General features: G+C 41.3%; 20 protein-coding genes and 2 tRNA genes. 7 read left to right on the top strand and 15 right to left on the bottom strand.

The window, feature by feature from the left end; translation table 11 throughout:
- Position 1: 1 nt before the first annotated feature.
- Positions 2 to 940, bottom strand: a complete 939-nt coding sequence (locus METVE_RS0101595) for a LysR family transcriptional regulator (RefSeq protein WP_020166697.1) — start codon at positions 938 to 940, stop codon at positions 2 to 4.
- Positions 941 to 1,066: 126 nt separating this feature from the next.
- Between METVE_RS0101595 and METVE_RS0101590 the strand changes: the two genes are divergently transcribed.
- Positions 1,067 to 1,303, top strand: a complete 237-nt coding sequence (locus METVE_RS0101590; protein WP_020166696.1) for a DUF2798 domain-containing protein — start codon at positions 1,067 to 1,069, stop codon at positions 1,301 to 1,303.
- Between the two features lie 3 nt (positions 1,304 to 1,306).
- Here the strand turns inward: METVE_RS0101590 and METVE_RS0101585 are convergent, their stop codons facing one another.
- The 5 genes from METVE_RS0101585 to METVE_RS0101565 all read right to left on the bottom strand — a co-directional run bounded on the left by METVE_RS0101585 (position 1,307) and on the right by METVE_RS0101565 (position 5,785).
- On the bottom strand, positions 1,307 to 1,702 hold the full coding sequence (locus METVE_RS0101585; RefSeq protein WP_020166695.1) for a YccF domain-containing protein: 396 nt from the start codon (positions 1,700 to 1,702) through the stop codon (positions 1,307 to 1,309).
- Positions 1,703 to 1,855: 153 nt separating this feature from the next.
- On the bottom strand, positions 1,856 to 2,725 hold the full coding sequence (locus tag METVE_RS0101580; protein ID WP_020166694.1) for a DUF6279 family lipoprotein: 870 nt from the start codon (positions 2,723 to 2,725) through the stop codon (positions 1,856 to 1,858).
- Between the two features lie 173 nt (positions 2,726 to 2,898).
- The gene (locus METVE_RS0101575; protein ID WP_020166693.1) at positions 2,899 to 3,948 is read right to left on the bottom strand and encodes an NAD(P)-dependent alcohol dehydrogenase; all 1,050 of its coding nucleotides are present in this window, start codon (positions 3,946 to 3,948) and stop codon (positions 2,899 to 2,901) included.
- Between the two features lie 413 nt (positions 3,949 to 4,361).
- Positions 4,362 to 4,994, bottom strand: a complete 633-nt coding sequence (gene ycaC / locus METVE_RS0101570; protein ID WP_020166692.1) for an isochorismate family cysteine hydrolase YcaC — start codon at positions 4,992 to 4,994, stop codon at positions 4,362 to 4,364.
- Between the two features lie 47 nt (positions 4,995 to 5,041).
- Positions 5,042 to 5,785, bottom strand: a complete 744-nt coding sequence (locus METVE_RS0101565; protein ID WP_020166691.1) for a pirin family protein — start codon at positions 5,783 to 5,785, stop codon at positions 5,042 to 5,044.
- Positions 5,786 to 5,991: 206 nt separating this feature from the next.
- Here METVE_RS0101565 and METVE_RS0101560 point away from each other — a divergent pair, with 206 nt between their 5' ends.
- Positions 5,992 to 6,909 carry a LysR family transcriptional regulator gene (locus METVE_RS0101560; RefSeq protein WP_020166690.1) on the top strand — a complete coding sequence of 306 codons (918 nt, stop codon included), beginning with the start codon at positions 5,992 to 5,994 and terminating at the stop codon, positions 6,907 to 6,909.
- A gap of 391 nt (positions 6,910 to 7,300) precedes the next feature.
- On the opposite strand, the gene METVE_RS0101550 is transcribed toward METVE_RS0101560, so the two are convergent.
- From METVE_RS0101550 to METVE_RS0101540, 3 genes are all read right to left on the bottom strand, one after another.
- A complete protein-coding gene (locus METVE_RS0101550) occupies positions 7,301 to 7,711 on the bottom strand; it encodes a hypothetical protein (RefSeq protein ID WP_020166688.1) in 411 nt (136 codons plus the stop codon).
- A gap of 191 nt (positions 7,712 to 7,902) precedes the next feature.
- On the bottom strand, positions 7,903 to 9,222 hold the full coding sequence (locus METVE_RS0101545) for a hemolysin family protein (RefSeq protein ID WP_020166687.1): 1,320 nt from the start codon (positions 9,220 to 9,222) through the stop codon (positions 7,903 to 7,905).
- A 92-nt stretch (positions 9,223 to 9,314) separates the two neighbouring features.
- Entirely contained in the window at positions 9,315 to 9,920 is a 606-nt protein-coding gene (locus METVE_RS0101540) for a DUF502 domain-containing protein (RefSeq protein ID WP_020166686.1), read from the bottom strand.
- A 380-nt stretch (positions 9,921 to 10,300) separates the two neighbouring features.
- Between METVE_RS0101540 and METVE_RS0101535 the strand changes: the two genes are divergently transcribed.
- The 4 genes from METVE_RS0101535 to METVE_RS0101520 all read left to right on the top strand — a co-directional run bounded on the left by METVE_RS0101535 (position 10,301) and on the right by METVE_RS0101520 (position 13,569).
- On the top strand, positions 10,301 to 11,260 hold the full coding sequence (locus METVE_RS0101535) for a DedA family protein/thiosulfate sulfurtransferase GlpE (protein ID WP_020166685.1): 960 nt from the start codon (positions 10,301 to 10,303) through the stop codon (positions 11,258 to 11,260).
- A 63-nt stretch (positions 11,261 to 11,323) separates the two neighbouring features.
- Positions 11,324 to 12,262: a DnaJ C-terminal domain-containing protein gene (locus METVE_RS0101530; protein ID WP_020166684.1), complete on the top strand. Its 939-nt coding sequence runs from the start codon at positions 11,324 to 11,326 to the stop codon at positions 12,260 to 12,262.
- A 10-nt stretch (positions 12,263 to 12,272) separates the two neighbouring features.
- Positions 12,273 to 12,602: a chaperone modulator CbpM gene (locus METVE_RS0101525; RefSeq protein WP_020166683.1), complete on the top strand. Its 330-nt coding sequence runs from the start codon at positions 12,273 to 12,275 to the stop codon at positions 12,600 to 12,602.
- A 97-nt stretch (positions 12,603 to 12,699) separates the two neighbouring features.
- Positions 12,700 to 13,569 carry an NAD(P)H-hydrate dehydratase gene (locus tag METVE_RS0101520; protein ID WP_232415357.1) on the top strand — a complete coding sequence of 290 codons (870 nt, stop codon included), beginning with the start codon at positions 12,700 to 12,702 and terminating at the stop codon, positions 13,567 to 13,569.
- Positions 13,570 to 13,947: 378 nt separating this feature from the next.
- Here METVE_RS0101520 and METVE_RS0101515 read toward each other — a convergent pair.
- The 6 genes from METVE_RS0101515 to recA form a co-directional block, all read right to left on the bottom strand.
- Positions 13,948 to 14,024: transfer RNA gene (locus METVE_RS0101515), tRNA-Arg, on the bottom strand.
- A gap of 91 nt (positions 14,025 to 14,115) precedes the next feature.
- Positions 14,116 to 14,209: transfer RNA gene (locus tag METVE_RS0101510), tRNA-Ser, on the bottom strand.
- 117 nt (positions 14,210 to 14,326) lie between these two features.
- Positions 14,327 to 15,562, bottom strand: coding sequence for an aspartate kinase (locus tag METVE_RS0101505; protein WP_020166681.1), 1,236 nt, complete (start codon positions 15,560 to 15,562; stop codon positions 14,327 to 14,329).
- Positions 15,563 to 15,661: 99 nt separating this feature from the next.
- Positions 15,662 to 18,322: an alanine--tRNA ligase gene (alaS, locus tag METVE_RS0101500; protein WP_020166680.1), complete on the bottom strand. Its 2,661-nt coding sequence runs from the start codon at positions 18,320 to 18,322 to the stop codon at positions 15,662 to 15,664.
- A gap of 115 nt (positions 18,323 to 18,437) precedes the next feature.
- Positions 18,438 to 18,917 (bottom strand): recombination regulator RecX, encoded by a 480-nt coding sequence (gene recX / locus METVE_RS0101495; RefSeq protein ID WP_020166679.1) that lies wholly within the window; start codon positions 18,915 to 18,917, stop codon positions 18,438 to 18,440.
- A gap of 42 nt (positions 18,918 to 18,959) precedes the next feature.
- The gene (recA, locus tag METVE_RS0101490; RefSeq protein WP_020166678.1) at positions 18,960 to 19,988 is read right to left on the bottom strand and encodes a recombinase RecA; all 1,029 of its coding nucleotides are present in this window, start codon (positions 19,986 to 19,988) and stop codon (positions 18,960 to 18,962) included.
- A gap of 218 nt (positions 19,989 to 20,206) precedes the next feature.
- Here recA and METVE_RS0101485 point away from each other — a divergent pair, with 218 nt between their 5' ends.
- On the top strand, positions 20,207 to 20,590 hold the full coding sequence (locus METVE_RS0101485) for a hypothetical protein (RefSeq protein WP_232415356.1): 384 nt from the start codon (positions 20,207 to 20,209) through the stop codon (positions 20,588 to 20,590).
- The last annotated feature ends 81 nt before the right edge of the window (positions 20,591 to 20,671 follow it).

Genomic DNA, 20,671 nt, shown 5'->3' with positions numbered 1-20,671 from the left:
ATCAGGCTAGCTCCCATGTTGTGGGCAGCGAATCAACCAGATGATTCATAAACGCTTTTACTTTTAATGTCATGGCATGTTGGTCACGAAAACAAGCGTAGAACTCTAAAGGTTCGCTATCCGAATGAGCTTCTAATTGAGTTTGAGTTGTTTTCTGCTGTTGGAATAAAGCGACTAATTTCTCATTTTTGATTAAAGGATTTGCGATAAATGCGGCAAGCCTGGTAATCCCAACGCCGCTAATAGTCAATTCAGCTAGCGAGTCTATATCGTTGCTGATAATAAAAGGTTTAATATCTGGCTCGAATCTCAACTCATCACGAATAAATCCCCAGCTAAACAAACGTCCATTCATCGAAGTACGAAACATCAGGCAATTGTGATGTTGTAACTCCTCAGGTTCTTTAGGTTGTCCTTTCCGCGCCAGATAAGCGGGTGAAGCACAATATATAACGGGTATTGTTGCGATTTTTCTAGCCACCAAACCCAATTCTAATTGTTGCTTCAAGCGAATGCTGATATCGACATCTTCTTTAATATGGTCAACATTGCGATAAGTTAAAACCAGTTCAATGGACAATTTTGGATATAGCGCAGTGAATGTTTGGATGATTGAAGACAGCACGTGACGACCAAATGCAGCAGATGCTGCAATCTTTAAGCGTCCTTGAGGTTCTCCTTGCAGTTCGGTGACTAATGACTTCGCGCTTTCGATATCACTGATGATATGACGCACTTTGGCATAATAGATTTCACCTGCCTCGGTTAACGCTAAACTACGTGTTGTACGTGTAAGCAAACGCGCATTTAATGAAGACTCCAGCCGTAAAATATTCTGACTCGCTGCTGCGGGCGTGATACCTTGCATGCGAGCGCCGGCAGCAATACTTCTGCCTTCTACTGCTTTAACAAAACTTTCAATACTTCTTAATGTGTCCATAAACTATCGAATAGATAAGATTAGTCGATAGTTTAACTTGTTACTGAATATAGTGTTAGCGCTCTACCAACTTATAGAATTTGCCATTAAAATCTCAAAACTTAAATTGAGCAATAAAGAATTGTGATGAAAATACAAATACCCAAACGTTACACCCACTATGTGTTCGCATTTTTCATGGCGGGCATTATGGCTTGTTTAATGTGCATGGTGATTGTTGCTGCCAATAGCGGAATTCATCATGATTATTTTCAGCATGTCATCCATGCTTATCTATTGGCAATGCCTGTCGCATTCGTGTGCGTGCTTATTGTTAGGCCTATTGTTGTTAAGCTTGTTGCTTTAGTCGTCACAGCAGATTGATCGTTATTTATCCACAATCGTTTTACCAATCGGCGCGATGGCGATGACAGCAAGCTTCATATGTTGAATACCAAAAGGGATGCCGATAATTGTTACAAAACAGGCAATAGCGGCTAACAAGTGGCCAATCGCAAGCCACCAACCCGCAATTAAAAACCAAATAATATTGCCGATTAAGCCTAAGGTGCCTGTACCGATATCATCTTTTTTATTGATATGTTTCCGGCTGACCGCTTCTTTTCCGAATGGGAAAAAAGTAAAGGTGCCGATGACAAAACAAGCCTTACCCCAAGGGATACAAATAATCGAGAGGAAAGCGAGCAAACCTGCAAGCCACCAGCCTAATCCCATTAAAGCGCCACCGAAAATAAACCATAAGATATTGCCGATTAAACTCAAAATAATCCCCTTTAATTATCATGCTTATCTAGCAATGATATAAATTATATGGCTAAACCAATATTGACGCTGTACGAGTGTTAAGTTTAGAACAAGTTGCTTGATTTGGCTTTAAAACTTATCTTTTGTGTGCGGTTTTAAGAGCTTTTTTTACTACTGTTTTTTACTCACAGATAAGCTAGAGAGTTGCACGATGTAACTCTCTAACCAATCGTTAGCATGTTGTTTTTGTTTACTGTCAGTGCTGGCATGTAAATCGGCAATGATTTCGCAGGTACGTTTTTTCATCTGATTTGCATACGTTTGATACGTAGGATTCGGGCTGTTTTGTAGTCGCTCAAAGCCATCCTTAACCAATTGTGTTTTGTTTTCGGGGCTTAGTGATTGATTGTGTAACGCAGTGACAATCTGCTCAACATCTTCATTGCGTCTCAATATCTCGGCATAACTTAGCGCTGGATTAACCGGCGTTATGGCAAGGTTTTGTTTCAACAAAGTGTGTTGCGCATCATTTAAGTCACCATAGATTTTTTCAGCCAGATCTTCAATTTTTTCAAGCCGCATAGACAATTGTTCTTCAGGTGTTTCTTGCCACCATTCAGATTTCCATTTAAGCGCACGTTTCTCTAATTTTGCATGAAAATATTGCAGCTGTTTGTCGGTTAACAACGGCGCTATTTCAATAATAGTGGGAATAAACTCAGATTGAAGTTGATTGAAATTGTCCTTAAATTGATCAATTTTTTCACACGCTTCATTAGGGCTAAATTGTTCTTTGGCAACGATAATTTGTAACGCTTGCAGCGTTTTAATGTAATTGGGTAATTGATTTTGGCGATGCCAATCATGCACGCGATGCAAAGCAGGGTTTAAAACAGCTTTTTGTGCAGTAGTAAAATCAAAGTAATCATCTAACCACCAGCTAAGGGCTTTTGGTGCGTTGTTATAAGCGGTTTTAACAAATCCACAGCTATTGATTGAACATGCCAGTAATAGAATTAAAACAGTTTGAATAAATCGCATACTTTTACGACCTGGCGTGGTGTGAATAGTTTAAATAAATAATATTTGGCAGAAGAGTCTAACAGTTGATGCTAAATAGTTAACCCTAAAATTAGGTTAATAATGCTGCGAATAGGTTGTGAGTGAAACGCCCATAAAGCATTCGAAAATGCCTTATGGGAATTTTGTCAAAACTAAGCTTTTAATGTCGCCATATCGATCACAAAACGATATTTCACATCGCCTTTAACCATGCGCTCGTAAGATTCATTGATATCTTTGATATCGATAATTTCAATATCAGAAGTGATATTGTGCTCGGCACAAAAATCTAACATTTCTTGCGTTTCTTTAATGCCGCCAATCAATGAACCAGCAATTTGCCTGCGTTTAAAGATCAAGCTACCAATATTCGGTGAAGGATGTGCATGCTCGGGCACGCCATTCAAACACATGGTGCCATCACGTTTGAGTAATTCGGTAAACACATCCAGGTTATGCGCGGCTGCGACGGTATTTAAAATGAAATCAAAGCTTTTAAGATGCGCTTTCATTTCATCTGGATTTTTTGAGATGACCACTTCATCTGCGCCTAATCGTTTAGCATCTTCAACTTTATTGGCAGAGGTCGTAAATAAAACCACATGCGCACCCATTGCATGCGCGAGTTTTACACCCATGTGACCAAGTCCGCCTAAACCAACGATACCGACTTTACTGCCTGGCCCAACTTTCCAGTGTTTTAATGGTGAGTAGGTGGTGATACCTGCGCACAATAATGGCGCCACTGCAGCTAAATCTAACTTGTCTGAAATATGTAAAACGAAATGTTCGTCGACTACTATTTGATTTGAATATCCGCCATACGTCATTTTGCCTGTGTGTTTGTCTGGGCTGTTGTAAGTAAACACTTCTTGGTCGCAATATTGTTCTAAACCATCTTTACAGTCTTCACACACGCCGCATGAATCGACCAAACAACCTACGCCCGCTAAATCACCGGCTTTAAAAGCTTTAACTTCAGCGCCCACGCTAGTCACACGGCCTACAATCTCATGTCCAGGAATAACTGGGTAAACTGAGTTTTGCCATTCATTGCGTGCGGTATGGAGATCTGAGTGGCAAACGCCGCAGAATAAAATCTCGATCTGTATATCTTTAGCGCCCACTTCACGACGTTCAAAACTTAATGGGGCTAATTTTTCTTTAGCAGAAACTGCTGCATAACTGATGGCTTTTGACATTTATTACTCCTTAATATGGGTTAACTAAACAGGATAATTAAATAGGGTTATTGAATAGCGTTATATTTTTTATGAAAAATATCAAATGAGGTTTTAATCAAAACTGGTTTGAGTTTGCAAGAATATTCTAGTAGTCTTGTGATTAATTTAGGCTATTAAGTTTGAGTTAATACAGACTATAAACCAAGCGCTTATTGAATAAAAATTAAATTTTAATGACTACTTATCCGACTCAGGCTAAACGCATTGGTTCGTGTCGTTTAAGCATTAAGTGATTGTGGCAGGTTATTGGTGCGCGATTTAATATTGATATTTGCGATAAGATTACACGCTGAAAAGATAGAAATCAGCAAGATTTTTTGTAACTCGCTGATTTATCTTGTTGATAATTAATACTATTTTAGGCTGTATTTTTAGCTGGAAGTTTTAGCTTGTGCAGTGTTGTAACTGGTAAATAGATTTTTATAATCGGGAATATGGTTGGAGAATAGTTCGCCTAAACCTTCAATATCATTGCGCCAATCTCTATGTAACTCACAGGCGGCGCCAAACCAAGTCATCAATTGCGCACCAGCTACTGACATGCGATCCCACGCGGCTTGGCGTGTCATTTCATTGAATGTGCCAGATGCATCGGTGATGACAAATACTTCAAAGCCTTCTTCAATTGCCGATAATGCTGGAAATGCCACACAAACTTCAGTCACCACGCCTGCGATAATCAATTGTTTTTTACCGGTGGCTTTGATGGCTTTCACGAAATCTTCATTATCCCAAGCGTTAATATTGCCAGGGCGCGCGATATAAGGCGCATCTGGAAATTGCGCTTTGAATTCCGGAATCAACGGACCATTGGGACCTGTTTCGAAACTGGTCGTCAGAATAGTCGGCAACTTGAAATATTTCGCCATGTCCCCTAAAGCCAATACATTATTCTTCAGCTTATCTGGATCGATATCGCGAACCAGCGACAGCAAGCCCGCTTGATGATCCACTAATAAAACCACTGCGTTATCTTTGTCTAGACGAATGTAAGGTTTAGTCATGGTTATTTCTCCTGATAAATATTTGAAATCGTTAATTAAGGTAAATTTTAGTAAGGTAAATCGAATAAAAGTAATTCAACTGCATACGCATTGGTGAATTCAACTAAATCCGTTTCTGTTATTTTTAAAGCGTCACCGGTTTTTAAAGCGATACCATTTACATCAACTTGTCCGCGAATCACGTGTACGTATCCTGTGCGACCAGCTGCCAATGTATGTTGTAGCGTTTCATTTGATTCATGGTCTGATTCTTGATCTGGTTCAACTGTATTTGACGTACCAAGAATCGCCGCATAAATACGTGCATCTTGGTGAATTAACACTGAACCATCTTTGCCGTCAGGTGAAGCAATCAAACGTAAATTGCCAGTTTTAGATGCCACATCAAAATGCTTTTCTTCATAACTGGCTGGAATACCTTTCACATTTGGCTCGATCCAAATTTGCAAAAAATGCACACGTTCTGTGCTGGAATGATTAAACTCACTGTGGCGCACGCCAGTGCCAGCGCTCATTCTTTGTACATCACCATAACGAATCACCGAGCCTGTACCGATGCTATCTTTGTGCTCCAGCGCGCCGCTTAATACGTATGAAATGATTTCCATATCGCTGTGGCCATGTGTGCCAAAGCCTTTTGCTGGCTGCACGCGATCTTCATTAATGACTAAAAGTGGGCCAAATCCCATTTCTTCTGGATTGTAAAATTGACCAAATGAAAATGAATGATTAGATTGTAACCAACCATGATCTGCTGCACCGCGACTACTATTTTTGTGTATTTTTAACATGATTCACTCCTATTAAAGTTGATTCTATTATTATTAAGGCGATGATTAACTTGTTTTAATATGCGATAATTTTGCACATCAACCACATTGCTAACATCACATTAAGCTTCCGTATTAAGCTTGTTTATGAGGCATGAGTGCAGTATGAACCGAGATTGAATGAATGAAAAACGGAAAAATTATCAACCTATCATCGAAAAAATCGAATGTTTAGAATTACGCTAGATGCTTTACTCATATTAGACGCGATTGATCGGCTTGGATCATTTGCGGCGGCGGGCAATGCATTACACAAAGTACCTTCTACTATTTCTTACACCGTGAGTAAGTTGGAGCAAGATTTGGGCGTGCAGGTATTTGTGCGTTTAGGCCCCAAAGTGGCGATTACAAAAGCGGGCAGTGAATTACTCAACGAAGGGCGGCATCTACTCAAAGCTGCAGAAGATTTAGAACATCGCGTCAGGCGCGTTGCTTCTGGCTGGGAAACCGAGTTAACCATCGGAATGGACTCACTATTTTCGCCCACTGCCTTGATTGCAGATATCACCGAATTCTGCAAAGTCGCCGATTTAACCAGATTAAGATTCGCACAAGAAACTTTATCCGGCACATGGGAAGCGCTGATGGATAGACGCGTTGACCTGCTAATCGGCGCGGCTGGAGAAGGTCCATCTGGCGGCGGTTACAACACTTATGAGATTGGAACGGTTGAATTTGTGTTTGCGGTATCGCCACAACATCCATTAGCCAGCGTGCCACATCCTTTAGGTAAAGCGGATTTCAACCAGCATCTTGCGATTAGTGTCAGTGATTCTGTACGGAAAATGCCACCAAGGACGGTGGGATTGCTGTTTGGCCAAAATACCTTAGCTTTGCCCAATATGCGCAGCAAATATGAGTTTCAAATAGCAGGCGTCGGCTTTGGATTTTTGCCAGAACCATTAGCGCGTAACGCGATTGCAAATGGCTTGTTAATAGAAAAGCAAGCCGAAGAACCTAGACAAGCCGAACCGTTTTATCTTGCGTGGCGAACAGAAGATAATGGGGCAGCGTTGAAATGGTGGGTTGAAAAGATGAAAGATCCAAAATTATTAGATCTATTATGGGCTACGGCGAATCATTGAAACGGGCAAGTTATTCAAATAATAGTCAAACCTCTTGAATGGGGATTTTTATGTATGCAGTTTTAGATGATATTCAAAATAGCCAAAGGTAGATTTTTTTCTGATATTAAGGGATGTTTTCAAAAAACCGATGACAGAAATCAGCATAAAAATATGGTTAACTCATCGCTTATTGCGAGTTTTAACAAATTGATGTTGAAACAATTAGACAAAAAAGTGAAGCATTGTAAGTGCATTAGATTTACGCAAATTACGCAGTTATGAGTTGGAAAATCAGCGCAGAAGAAGCTTTCTTCATGTGATTACCAATGAGCTAAATGATAAAATTTTTGGCAAAAACTAAGCGCGGAAGCTTTATTAAGTATCTGGAAAACTGCTGGTGGCAGAATTATTATTTTGCAAATGTATAAATCAAATTGAAAATGGCAATCAAGCCAATAACAGCGCCAACACCTATTAACCTTAAGATGCGTACGCGACTTAGCTCGATTTTTTTGATAAGTTGTGCATTTTGTTCAGCCAGGGCTTGTATCAATTCTGTTGATGCAAGCATTTGATTATGTAAATTAGCACAGGCAGATTCCACTGTAGCGAGCCTTTTTTGCAGTGACTCAACGGTATTATTTTCAGATGAAAGCCCAGATGAGAGTTTGTAGCGATTAGCCTCAAGCTCACTTTCTGCATTCGGCTTGTTTGTAATCGTACTCCACAACTTTTTTGCTTCATCTGCGATTTTGGGTGAGTTGCGCACAACATCTACCCAAGGCACGGTTTTTAGTAGTGCTAGCCAGCCAATAGCCATAATGACCTTTCCATATAAATAATTTGAGCGTTAATATTTACGACAGTCAGTTTAAAACAAGCGAACTTAACCTCTATAAATGCTTAATAAATGCGTGATATTTAAATGACCATGATTAAATGTAACGGTTGCAATTAGTCGATTGCTAAACAGGATAAAACGCGAAAGTTTGAAACCAATTGAACAGATAATTAATGATGGCTGATTGCATGCGTGTGCTTTTTTGGATAAACCCTGATCAGCAGAATTCTCGGTCCAGACATTTTTTTGACCACAATGCTGAACTCATCAAATTCAATACGTTGGCCTTCTTTCGGCAACTCGGTCAATTTCCAAAGAATCAATCCTGCAACCGTATCGGCATCTTCTGACGCGATATCCACGCCAAGCGTGCGTTCTAACGTGTTAATGGGCAACGTGCCTTTGCCGAGTAAAGAGCCATCATCTAACTTGGTCCATTCACTTTGAGATTTTTTAAACTCATCACTAATATCGCCAACCAATGCGGATAATAAATTATCCAGCGTAATAAATCCTACTGGCGGATTATTGCCGTAAGCCACGATGGTGAGGTGCGGCGCGCCTTGCTGTAATTGCCGAAAAAGATCAGTAGCAGGCGTTTCGGGTGAGACGGTTTTAATTGGCCTGATAATACTGGTTAAGTCGACTTCTTTGCTTTGCTTTGTTAGCGCGATGAAGAGATCTTTAATGTGAATAATGCCTAACACTTTCCCATCACTGCCAATTAATGGATAACGGCTGTAGCGGTGCGCGGCGATCTTTTCCATATTCTGTTGAAAAGTGTCATCTTCTAATAGCACCGTCGCATCGCTAAAAGGGTGCATCAAATCAGATACTTCCAGCTCTCTAAAATCGATTGCTTGCGCTAACACTTTCCATTCTGACGAACTGAAATCTTCATTCGGCCTTGAGCCTCTTAAAATAAGCTTTAGTTCTTCTGATGAGTATTGAGATTCGTGCCCATCTTTTGGTTTGAGTTTTAAGGTTTTAATCACGATATTAGAGCTTTTATTCAATAACCAAATCGCTGGAAACATTAACCAATAAAACCCGTATAACGCAGGCGCAGTCCATAAACTCACGCGTTCAGCCATGCGTATCGCCAATGTTTTAGGCACTAATTCGCCCACCACAATATGCAGATAAGAGATGGTAAAGAAAGCGACCACAAAAGCGATACCGTGAATCAACTTTTGGCTGGTCACGCCTGCATTGAATAAAGCTGGTTCAATTAACGCGGCAAAAGCCGGTTCGCCGACCCAGCCCAGACCAAGCGATGCCAGCGTGATACCAAGCTGACAAGCTGAAAGATATTCGTCTAAACTGCCATGCACTTTGGCCAACATACGGCCGCGCCAGCCTAAGTTTTTGGAAATGGCTTTAACGCGCGTGCTGCGAAGTTTGACTAAACCAAACTCTGCCGCAACAAAAAAACCGTTCAGAAGGACTAGTAGAAAAGCTAAAAAAACTAAAAAGAAATTACCGCCCATAACAAATCCAATTAAGGACTAACCTTAAATCACCCAGACACCACATCATAAATTAATTTCAATTAGGCTTTCGGTTTTATTGCGCATTTTTATTACGCATTTTCTAGCTTGGTCGTTTCAGTCACGCCAGCGGTAAGCGTAAAGCGCATCGCATCTTCCATGCTCATATTCAACGGCTTAGTTGCAGATCGCGGGACTAGTACAGCGAAACCACCGATACCGTAACTCATCGGAATATAAACCAATAAATTGTCTTTCTCATTCAAACCTGCTGGCATTTTAGACATATCCGCTTGTGTCACAAGCCCAATCAATTGCATGCCTGTTTCGCCCATCGTTACAGCGACCACTTGTTCGAAATCTTTCTTTTTTTCAGATGAAAAGTAGTTAAGTAAATCGCGAATCGATAAATATACCGATTTAATCAAAGGCAGCCGCTGCACCAATTTTTCGATATAAGAAAGTATTTGGCGCGCGATAAACGTCTGCATCAACAGTCCGACAAAAAAAGCGAATATCAGCCCAGCGACTACGCCCATACCTGGTCTGTAAAACTGCTCTGATATCACCGCGCGAATTACACCACCCAAAAAAGTCTCCGTTGTAACCACAAACCAGTACAGCAAATATAGCGTCAATATCACAGGCAACAGTGTGATTAAGCCCGTTAAGATGTTTTTATTGATTAATTTCAACATGATTGTTTCCTAATGATTTTTGCCAATTTAAATTTGAGACTTTTGGCTATTTTACCCAAATAACGCCACTATCTTTAGTGACAAATATATCTTCATGTAAACGGTTATCTAAACCTTTACGCAATCTATTCTGTGCAACGCGATATTTGGGTATTTTAATTGGTTAACTTCTATCAAGCGTTTTGCATTTTGCAGTAATTCTTGATGAATCTGACTTAAATGCCCAATGAAATGATTAAGTTAAATGCTTAAGCGGAATGGTTAATGTAAATGCATAAGTTAGCCAAACATCCAGTAATAAGACTCTGTAGCTAAACAATGCATTAACCAATCTTGATAACGAGTATGATTAAAACTTATCCATAAAATAGTGTTAACTAATGAGCTACATAACAGATTTGATTCAGCAATTTGGCTTGATTATTATATTTTTGAACGTTTTTTTAGAGCAATTAGGCTTACCAATCCCCGCATATCCCACGATGGTTATCGCTGGCGCTTTAATCAGCCCTGCGCAATTTTCTTTCTCAGTATTGCTATTAACAGCCGTTGTGGGGGCGCTTATTGCAGATTCGTTCTGGTATTTTGCAGGGCGTAAATATGGCAGCAGGGTGATGAGCAAACTTTGTAAAATATCGCTTTCTCCTGATACCTGCGTCAGCCAATCGCAATCATTGTTTTTAAAATTTGGCGCGCCGGCTTTACTGATATGTAAATTCATTCCGGGTTTCGCCTCAATTTCCAGCGCCTTGGCAGGTTCTACTGGTACTAGATTAATCGTTTTTCTATTACTGGATGGACTTGGTGCGGCGTTGTGGGCTGGTTCAGCGTTATGGTTAGGCTCATTATTCAGTAATGCGATTGATGAGCTGATGAATGTGCTGATTGAAATGGGCAAATGGGGCACATTGCTGGTTTTATCTGCGTTATTTCTTTTTATCGCATCTAAATGGTGGGAAAGAAAACGCTTTATGAATGATTTGCGCATGGCGCGCATCAGTGTGGAAGAGCTAAATGTGCTGTTAACTAAAGGTGAAACGCCGATTATTTTGGATACAAGATCGCCTCATCTTGTTGAGGATGGCTGGATTCCTGGTGCTCAGTTCGTCACTTTAGAAACACTAGACGAATTGGTTTTAGAAGCGGATGGCAATCAACCAGTGGTGCTGTATTGTTCTTGCCCCAATGAAGTAACCGCAGCAAAAATCGCTAAAGCGCTGATGAGAAGAGGTTATTACAATGTAAGGCCGCTAACGGGCGGAATCGATGCATGGCGCGACGCGGGATACAACGTTGTGAATCTTAAGTCTGATACCAGTCCGATAACGCTACCTCAATAAATTAGGTTTGTATCATGATGGATTTTTAAGTAGGATGAATCTCTAACCCATAAATGGGCGACTATGAAATTTAAAGATTATTACGCAGTTTTAGGCGTTGCCCGCACGGCAACATTAGATGAGATTAAAAAATCTTACAAAAAACTCGCTCATCAATATCACCCCGATATTTCCAAAGAGCCTCAAGCAGAAGAAAAATTTAAAGAAGTCGGCGAAGCTTATGCAACGCTTAAAGATAAAGAAAAGCGTGCCGAATTTGATGCGTTAGGTAAGCATAATTCTGGTGAGGAATTTAGACCACCACCTAATTGGGGCGTGAATCAAAATCAATCTTACAGCCAACAAAATGCTTTCGATGATATTGATTTAGCCGATTTTTTCGCTAATTTTTCTAGCGGAAATCGGCATAACCAACAAAGCAGAAGTAGCGCGATTTCTGGTCAAGATTACGAGTTAAGTGCAGCAATAACTTTAGAAGAAGCCTATGTTGGCACAACGCTAGATTTAAACTTTTCAGTGCCTGAACATGACAACCAAGGCCAAATAAAACAAGTACCACACAGCTTTAAAGCGCGTATTCCACAAGGCGTATCAAACGGCACGAAAATGTTGTTACGTGGCAAAGGCGGCAAGGGTTTCAATGGCGGACTTAACGGTAATTTATACTTAAATATCAGTTTTAAACCGCACGCATTATTTCGCGTAGTCGATCACGATTTATTTATAGACGTGCCAATCACGCCATGGGAAGCCGCGCTAGGCGCTACCATTCAAGTGCCTACTTTAGAAAATGCGGTGAATCTGAAAATTCCTGCGGGCAGTAAAAGTGGGCAAAAAATGCGCATCGCAAAACGCGGTATGCCCAAACAAAATAAAGAGCACGGCGACCTTTTTGCGCAGATTCAAATTGTGTTGCCGCCTAATTTAAATGAACGTGAAAAAGCGCTGCTGACTGAATTAGCTAATGCTTCCACATTTAACCCACGTGCGCATTTTTCTTAATTGAGAATAGATGATGACTACTCATGCTGATGAATTAATACTGCTAAGCGAAAGTGTAGAGCTTTCGTTCGATACGTTCGTTGAGTTATCGGGGTTAACACCTGCAGAACTACAATTATTGATTGATTGTGGCGCGATAATTCCCTGCCAAATGACAGAAATATCGTCATTAGAAACCATCAAATTTAACAGTCATTACTTAATATCTATACGCAAGCTTGTGCGACTTAAACAGGATTTTGAGCTAGAAACCAACTCACTTGGCCTGATGTTGGTTTTTTTAGAGCGCGTCAGAACATTGGAGCTGCAATTGCACCAATTAACGAATCAAAATAAATAGCCAAAATGACTGTTCTAAAAATCTGCCAAAAAACTGACCAAAAAAATTGGTTAAGTATATTTAATTTTTAATCATGTGCGCTACAGAAAACAAATCTTTGCAAATTCCCCAGAAAAACTTATTGATACAAAGTCTTTTTTCACCCGCGTTACCACCGCGTGCGCTTGATTCACATAAAGGTAATTTTGGCAGTGTAGCAATCGTCGGTGGCGATTCTGGCATGGTAGGCGCTGTTTTATTGGCTGCGCGTGCCGCATTGTTTTGTGGAGCAGGGCGTGTACATGCCGTTTTTTTAGCTGACGATGCGCCGATTGTCGATATTCAACACCCAGAAATTATGTTGCATTCCGCCGCAAAACTTAACACATTAAAACAGTTAAGTTGTATCGTCATCGGCCCTGGTTTAGGCCAATCAAAAGCTGCAATAGAGAGTTTAGAGTTTTGCATGGCACAGAATGTACCGTTATTAATCGATGCAGATGGACTAAATTTAATTAGCCAGCACCCATATTTAGCAGAAATATTACAGCAGCGCCAAGCACAAACCGTTATCACACCGCATCCAGCCGAAGCCGCCAGATTATTACAGACGACCACAGAAAATATTCAAAATAATCGCGTAGAAAGCGCACAAAATCTAGCTTACAAACTTAAAGTGGTTTGTGTTTTAAAAGGTGCCGGCACTATTTGTGCAGATACTGATGACGCTTGGTTTATGAATACTACTGGCAACCCAAGCTTAGCCACTGGCGGCACAGGTGATGTGTTAAGCGGCATAATCGGCAGCTTAGTCGCACAAGGTTTAAATGTGTTAGAAGCCGCAAAACTAGGCGTCTATGTGCATGGTGCGGCAGCAGATGCGCTTGTAGAAATTGGCATCGGACCAGTCGGCCTAACAGCCTCAGAAATCGTGCAAGAAGCACGCAATCAAATCAATTATCTGAATAAATTAACGGATAAAACCTAACAATTTCTGATGCCTAAGATTTTAGTGTTAATGAGTAAATAAAACCGTTTTACTTTCAGATAATTTTCGATTTAGTCTCGTTGCAAAGTACAGAATCATTAAAGTAACAAAAAGACAAACGCCCAAAAAAGTATATATACCTTGCCATCCAAGAAATAACATCATTTTCTCCTATTTAGCTTACTGAATTTTAAATATAAGCTTCTAAGGAATAAATAATGTAAGGCTTAGCTTAAAGCTATGTCAGACATTACTGACATAATTCAATGTCACTGACCTTGTGATTTTCTGAGTGAATATGGTGATTTAAAGAATGCAGAATAGATAGACAAAATAAAAGTGGGTCACCTGTAACAAGTGCCCACTTTTAATAATGATTGGTGCGCCCAAAGAGATTCGAACTCCTGACCCCTTGGTTCGTAGCCAAGTACTCTATCCAGCTGAGCTATGGGCGCATTTGATTTAACTCAAATTACTAAGAAACGCATTATACGTGATAGCGCTTATTTCTTAAACAATAAACTATAAGTTTATGTAACTTAATAGTGGCGGAGAGCGAGGGATTCGAACCCTCGATACAGATTTAAGCCCGTATGCTTCCTTAGCAGGGAAGTGCCTTCGACCACTCGGCCAGCTCTCCGTTTATTAAAACTACTTAATTGCATGTTTCTGAATTAAGGGCGCGATATTACTGGAATTTGCCTTAAAAATCAATTAAAAGTCGGCTTATACTGCGCCCAATAACCGATTTATATTTTTAAGCGCTTTCTAATTCAAATGCTTTATGTAATACGCGCACAGCTAGTTCCATGTATTTTTCGTCGATCACAACGGCGATTTTGATTTCGCTGGTTGAAATCATTTGAATGTTGATGCCTTCTTCTGCAAGTGTGCGGAACATTTGGCTGGCGATGCCTACATGTGAGCGCATGCCAATACCCACGACTGAGACTTTGGCGATTTTGTCATCGCCGCTAATTTCACGTGCATTGATGTGGCCTTGTACTTTGTCGCGTAACACGGCTAAAGCTTTGCCCATTTCATTTTTATGCACAGTAAAAGTAAAGTCAGTTGTGCCATCTGCGCCAGTGTTTTGAATGATCATATCGACATCGATATTGGCGTCAGCAATCGGACCTAAAATTTGGTAGGCAATGCCTGGTTTGTCTGGCACGCCCAGCACAGTAATTTTGGCTTCGTCGCGATTAAACGCAATGCCTGAGATAATTGGGTTTTCCATATTGTCGTCCTTGCCATCTTCTTCAAACGTAATAAGAGTGCCATCGCCTTCATCTTCAAAGCTAGATAGCACACGTAACTTAACCTTATATTTACCCGCAAATTCGACAGAGCGAATTTGCAGCACTTTACTGCCTTGCGATGCTAGCTCTAGCATCTCTTCAAATGTAATCGATTTTAAACGGCGCGCCTCAGGCACAACGCGTGGATCGGTCGTGTAAACGCCATCTACATCCGTGTATATTTGGCATTCATCTGCGCCTAATGCAGCAGCAAGCGCCACGCCTGTGGTGTCTGAGCCACCACGGCCAAGCGTTGTGATATTGCCATTCGCATCTACACCTTGAAAACCCGCCACAACACACACATAGCCAGCATCTAAATCGGCTTTTAAGTTGTGTTGATCAATATTTAGAATGCGTGCTTTGGTATGCGAATCATCGGTCAAAATTTTCACTTGCGCGCCAGTGTAGCTTTTGGCTTTAATGCCTAGCTCAATCAGTGCCAAAGCAGTCATGCCGATAGTCACTTGTTCGCCCGTTGAAACTATCGTGTCTAATTCGCGCGGATCAGGATCTTCCATTAACTCTCTGGCAAGACCAATCAACCGATTCGTCTCACCAGACATCGCCGAAACGACTACAACAACTTGATGCCCCATGGATTTATAACGCGCCACACGTCTTGCAACATTACGAATGCGCTCAGGATTGGCAACAGAAGTGCCGCCGTATTTTTGTACAATCAATGCCATTATTAACTCTTAAATTTAATCAAAATTTTATATTAATTTACGCTGATAACTACTTGTTAACTTATTAGGTTAATTTTACTGTTAACTCACTGGGTTTAATTACTGTGTTAATTTACTAGTAACCCAATCTTTTACACTTGCTAATGCTTTTGGCAGTTGGCTAGCATCTGTGCCGCCAGCCATCGCCATATCTGGCTTGCCGCCGCCTTTTCCGCCTACTTGGTTCGCCACAAAATTCACCAGATCACCTGCTTTGATTTTAGCAATCAAATCTGGCGTAATACCTGCCGCCACGCTTACTTTGCCATCGTTCACACTGGCTAATACAATTGCGGCAGATTTTAACTTGTCTTTTAGTTTATCCATCGTTTCGCGTAAAGCGTTTGCATCTGCACCTTCTAACGACGCTGATAACACTTTAATGCCTGCAATATCCAAAGCTTGAGCGCTTAGATCATCGCCTTGGCTACTTGCTAATTTCGATTTTAAACGCGCTAATTCTTTTTCTAGCGATTTCGCATGGTCAGACAATTGCGCCACTTTATTGGCGATTTCTGATTGAGGCGCTTTTAAATCACCAGCTAGTTGCGTGATTAACGCTTGTTGCGCATTGATTAATTTTAAAGCGCCATTGCCAGTTGTTGCTTCAACGCGGCGCACGCCAGCAGCAACACCACTTTCGCTGATTATTTTAAACAATCCGATATCGCCTGTTCTTTGCACATGCGTACCGCCGCACAATTCGCGGCTTGAGCCGATATCTAATACGCGCACTTCATCGCCATACTTTTCGCCAAACAGCATCATCGCGCCAGTTTTTTGTGCAGATTCAATATCCATCACGCGCGCTTGCGTCGCTACATTGCTTAGAATTTCAGCATTCACAATCGCTTCCACTTTGGTGATTTCAGCGTCGGTCATTGGCGAATTGTGCACAAAGTCAAACCGGGTTTTATCCGCATCAACCAAACTGCCTTTTTGCTGCACATGCTCACCCAGCACTTCGCGCAAGGCTTTATGCATCAAATGCGTGGCAGAATGGTTACGCATCGTATTCGCGCGCGATACAAGATCTACCGAGGCCTTTACAGAATCACCTACACTTAAACTACCCGTTTTTAATACGCCATGATGGCCAAAAACGGATGCTTGGATTTTTTGTGTATCTTCTACCGCGAAAATACCGTTTTCAGATTTTAATGCGCCATTATCGCCAATTTGTCCGCCAGATTCTGCATAGAAAGGCGAGTTATCTAACACCACAACGCCTTGTTCACCTTCGTTTAAGGCTTGCACCGCGATGCTGTCTTTATAAAGTGCTAAAACCGTGGCGCTTGAATCTAGTGATTCATAACCTGTAAATGCAGTGCTATTACCTGAATATTCAAGGTTAGCCGCCATTTTGAATTTACCAGCAGAACGCGCTTGCTCTTTTTGGCGCGTCATTGCTGCATCGAATGCTGCTGTGTCTACTGTTACGTCACGCTCGCGGCAAATATCTGCCGTTAAATCTAGCGGAAAGCCGTAAGTATCGTGCAGTTTAAATGCAGTTTCGCCATTGAAAATACCTTTGGTCGCGGCTAATTCTGTTTCCAAAATCGCCATTCCATTTTCAATAGTTTCAAAGAAACGGTCTTCTTCAAGCTTCAACATATCGGTAATGCGAGCTTGATTCGCAGTTAGTTCAGGATAAGCTGAACCCATTTCAGTGACTAAATCTGCCACCATTTTATGGAAAAATGCTTTACGTGCGCCTAATTTATAACCATGACGAATCGCGCGGCGGATGATGCGGCGCAGCACATAGCCGCGACCTTCATTACCTGGAATCACGCCATCGGCGATTAAGAATGAGCAGGCGCGAATATGGTCGGCCAACACTTTAAGGCTTGGAATGGTTAAGTCCGTCGTATTTGTTTCGCGTGCGGCGGCATTAATTAACGTTGTAAAAAGGTCAATTTCGTAATTGGCATGTACGTGTTGCAATACAGCAGAAATGCGCTCTAAACCCATGCCCGTATCGACGCTTGGCTTTGGTAATTTATGCATTACGCCAGCTTCGTCGCGGTTAAATTGCATAAACACGTTATTCCAGATTTCAATAAAGCGGTCGCCATCTTCATCAGCGCTACCTGGTGGGCCACCAAAGTGATGTTCACCGTGATCGTAGAATATTTCAGTACAAGGGCCGCAAGGGCCAGTATCGCCCATCATCCAGAAATTGTCTGATGCGTAACGTGCGCCCTTGTTATCGCCAATGCGAATGATGCGTTCTTTTGGCACACCGATTTTATCGTGCCAAATATCGTAGGCTTCATCGTCATCTGCGTAGACGGTAACAGTGAGTTTGTCTTTAGGTAATTTAAAGACTTCGGTTAATAATTCCCACGCATAGCCAATGGCTTCAACTTTAAAATAATCGCCAAAACTAAAATTGCCTAACATCTCAAAAAATGTGTGGTGACGCGCGGTGTAGCCAACGTTTTCTAAATCGTTATGTTTGCCGCCAGCGCGCACACATTTTTGTGATGAAGTTGCGCGTGTATAACTGCGTTTATCAAAACCTAAAAACACGTCTTTAAACTGATTCATCCCCGCGTTAGTGAATAGTAGAGTAGGGTCGCCATGTGGTACTAGCGAACTGGAAGCAACAATTTCATGGCCTTTAGAAGCAAAAAAATCGAGAAATGCTTGGCGGATTTCGTTAGTGGTGGGCGGCTTGCCAGAAGCGGAGTGTGAGTTGCTGGTTTTAATGGTCATTTTTCAGTTCTTGCAAATTATTACTTTTAACTAACGTCTAAATTAACTAAACGCTTTAAATATATAGCCTTCAAATAGATTTCCGCCAATGTGCAAATAACGATGACAGACTAATTTAATCATCATCGTTTTCTTGCGGATTATTCATTACTTTCTTAATCACATCAAAACCAAAACCGCGACTTTGCAAAAAACGCGCTTGCTTTGCCCATTCATCACGATCTGCAGGCGCTTGCTTATATTTTTTACGCCAAACTTCTATTGCGCTACTGAGTTCAGTTTCTTTCAGCTGTTCAATCGCGCCTTCAATTAACGCACCATCAACGCCTTTTTCTCGCAGCTCGTGCACGATTTTACTACTGCCAAACTTTGCCCTGCGTGCATATACCATTTGCTCAGTAAAGCGTTTATCAGATAGCCAGCCACGTTTTTTAAAGTCTTCTAAAATCGCTGTAATGCTGTCTGCATCATCATTTTCATCAAGATAAGGCTGAAGTTTTAGCCCTAACTCTTTGTATGAATATTCACGTTTACCTAAATATTCCAGTGCACGTTGTCGCAGTGACTTTTCAGGCGCGCTAGATTTTTTAAACATACTTTAAAAGCCTAAAAATGATTATTTTAAGCTAAGCAAATATCAATCATCTTCAGTTCTAGGCGCTGTCATGCCGTCTGCTAATTGTTTAGCATTGGCACGAATTTTCGCTTCAATTTCAGCAGCCATTTCTGGATGCTCACGCAGATATTCCTTGGCATTTTCTTTACCTTGGCCGATTTTTTCGCCATTGTAGCTATACCAAGCGCCCGCTTTCTCAACGAATTTCAGGTTTGAACCTAACTCAATCACCTCGCCTAAACGTGAGATACCTTCGCCGTACATAATGTCAAATTCTGCTTGTCTGAATGGCGGTGCGACTTTGTTTTTAATGACTTTTACGCGTGTTTCACTACCAGTGACTTCATCACCTTTTTTAATGGCGCCAGTACGACGAATATCTAAACGCACTGAAGCGTAGAATTTAAGCGCGTTGCCGCCAGTCGTGGTTTCTGGGCTGCCAAACATTACGCCGATTTTCATGCGGATCTGGTTAATAAAAATCACCATTGTATTTGTGCGTTTGATATTACCAGTCAGTTTACGCAAAGCTTGCGACATTAATCGCGCTTGTAAACCCATGTGTGAATCGCCCATTTCGCCTTCGATTTCAGCACGCGGCGTTAAAGCAGCAACCGAGTCGATGACCACGATATCTACAGAACCTGAGCGCACCAACATATCGACGATTTCTAACGCTTGTTCGCCAGTATCTGGTTGCGAGATTAATAAATCCGGCACATTAACGCCTAATTTAGCCGCGTATTGTGGATCAAGCGCATGTTCCGCATCGATAAACGCAGCAACACCGCCAATTTTTTGCATTTCTGCAATCACAGAAAGCGTTAGCGTTGTTTTGCCTGATGATTCCGGGCCGTAAATCTCAATCACTCGGCCGCGCGGTAAACCGCCAATGCCAAGCGCTATATCTAAACCAAGCGAACCAGTGGAAACTGCTTGAATGTCTTCACCAATATCGGCATCGCCCATACGCATAATTGAGCCTTTGCCAAATTGTTTTTCAATTTGTGAAAGTGCGGCGGCGAGTGCTTTGCTTTTGTTGTCATCCATGTAGTTTTGCCTTTATTTTGAGGGACTTAATTAACTGCTAATTATTTCATAATTTGCGCTTAAACGTAAGCTTAACTCAGACTTATACCGAGGTATTTACGATGTATTTAATTTGCGATGTATTTATTAAGTTAAACAATAATTTTAAGGTGCAAAGTAGACTTTTTAAATCTGAAAGCGTTTTTAATGCACGGAGTATTGATTTAATCGGAGGAAATATGAAAACATTACGTTCATTATTAGTGGTTTTAGCATTAAGTGCGGCAGCGATAACATCGGCTTCTGCGCGAGATTCATTTAGTATTGGTATTAATGTCGGTGGGCCAGGGTATTATGCGCCACCTGTCCGATATTATTCAGCGCCGCCCGTTATTTATGCGCCAAACGCTTATTATGCTCAACCTTATTACAGTGCGCCAAGAGTAGTTTATCCAAGTCCTTACTACTATGCGCCAAGTGCTTCATTTGGTTATCAGTACTTTAACAACGGACATCGCGACAACGGCCGCCGCTATTATGGCAACAGAGATCGCGATAATCGCTGGGGTAATCGTGGCGATGACCGCGGACACAGAGGTGATGATCGCCGTGGACATCGTTAACCACCTATTCATTAATCGTTAACGAGGCAAGTTTAAACTTCATGCCTTGTTAACGTTAAGTCGTTAATTTCAATAAGTTGT

This window comes from Methylotenera versatilis 79, assembly GCF_000384375.1.
Taxonomy (GTDB): domain Bacteria; phylum Pseudomonadota; class Gammaproteobacteria; order Burkholderiales; family Methylophilaceae; genus Methylotenera_A; species Methylotenera_A versatilis_B.
Note: the sequence above shows the minus strand (reverse complement) of the source record. Positions and strands in the feature narration are given on the sequence as shown.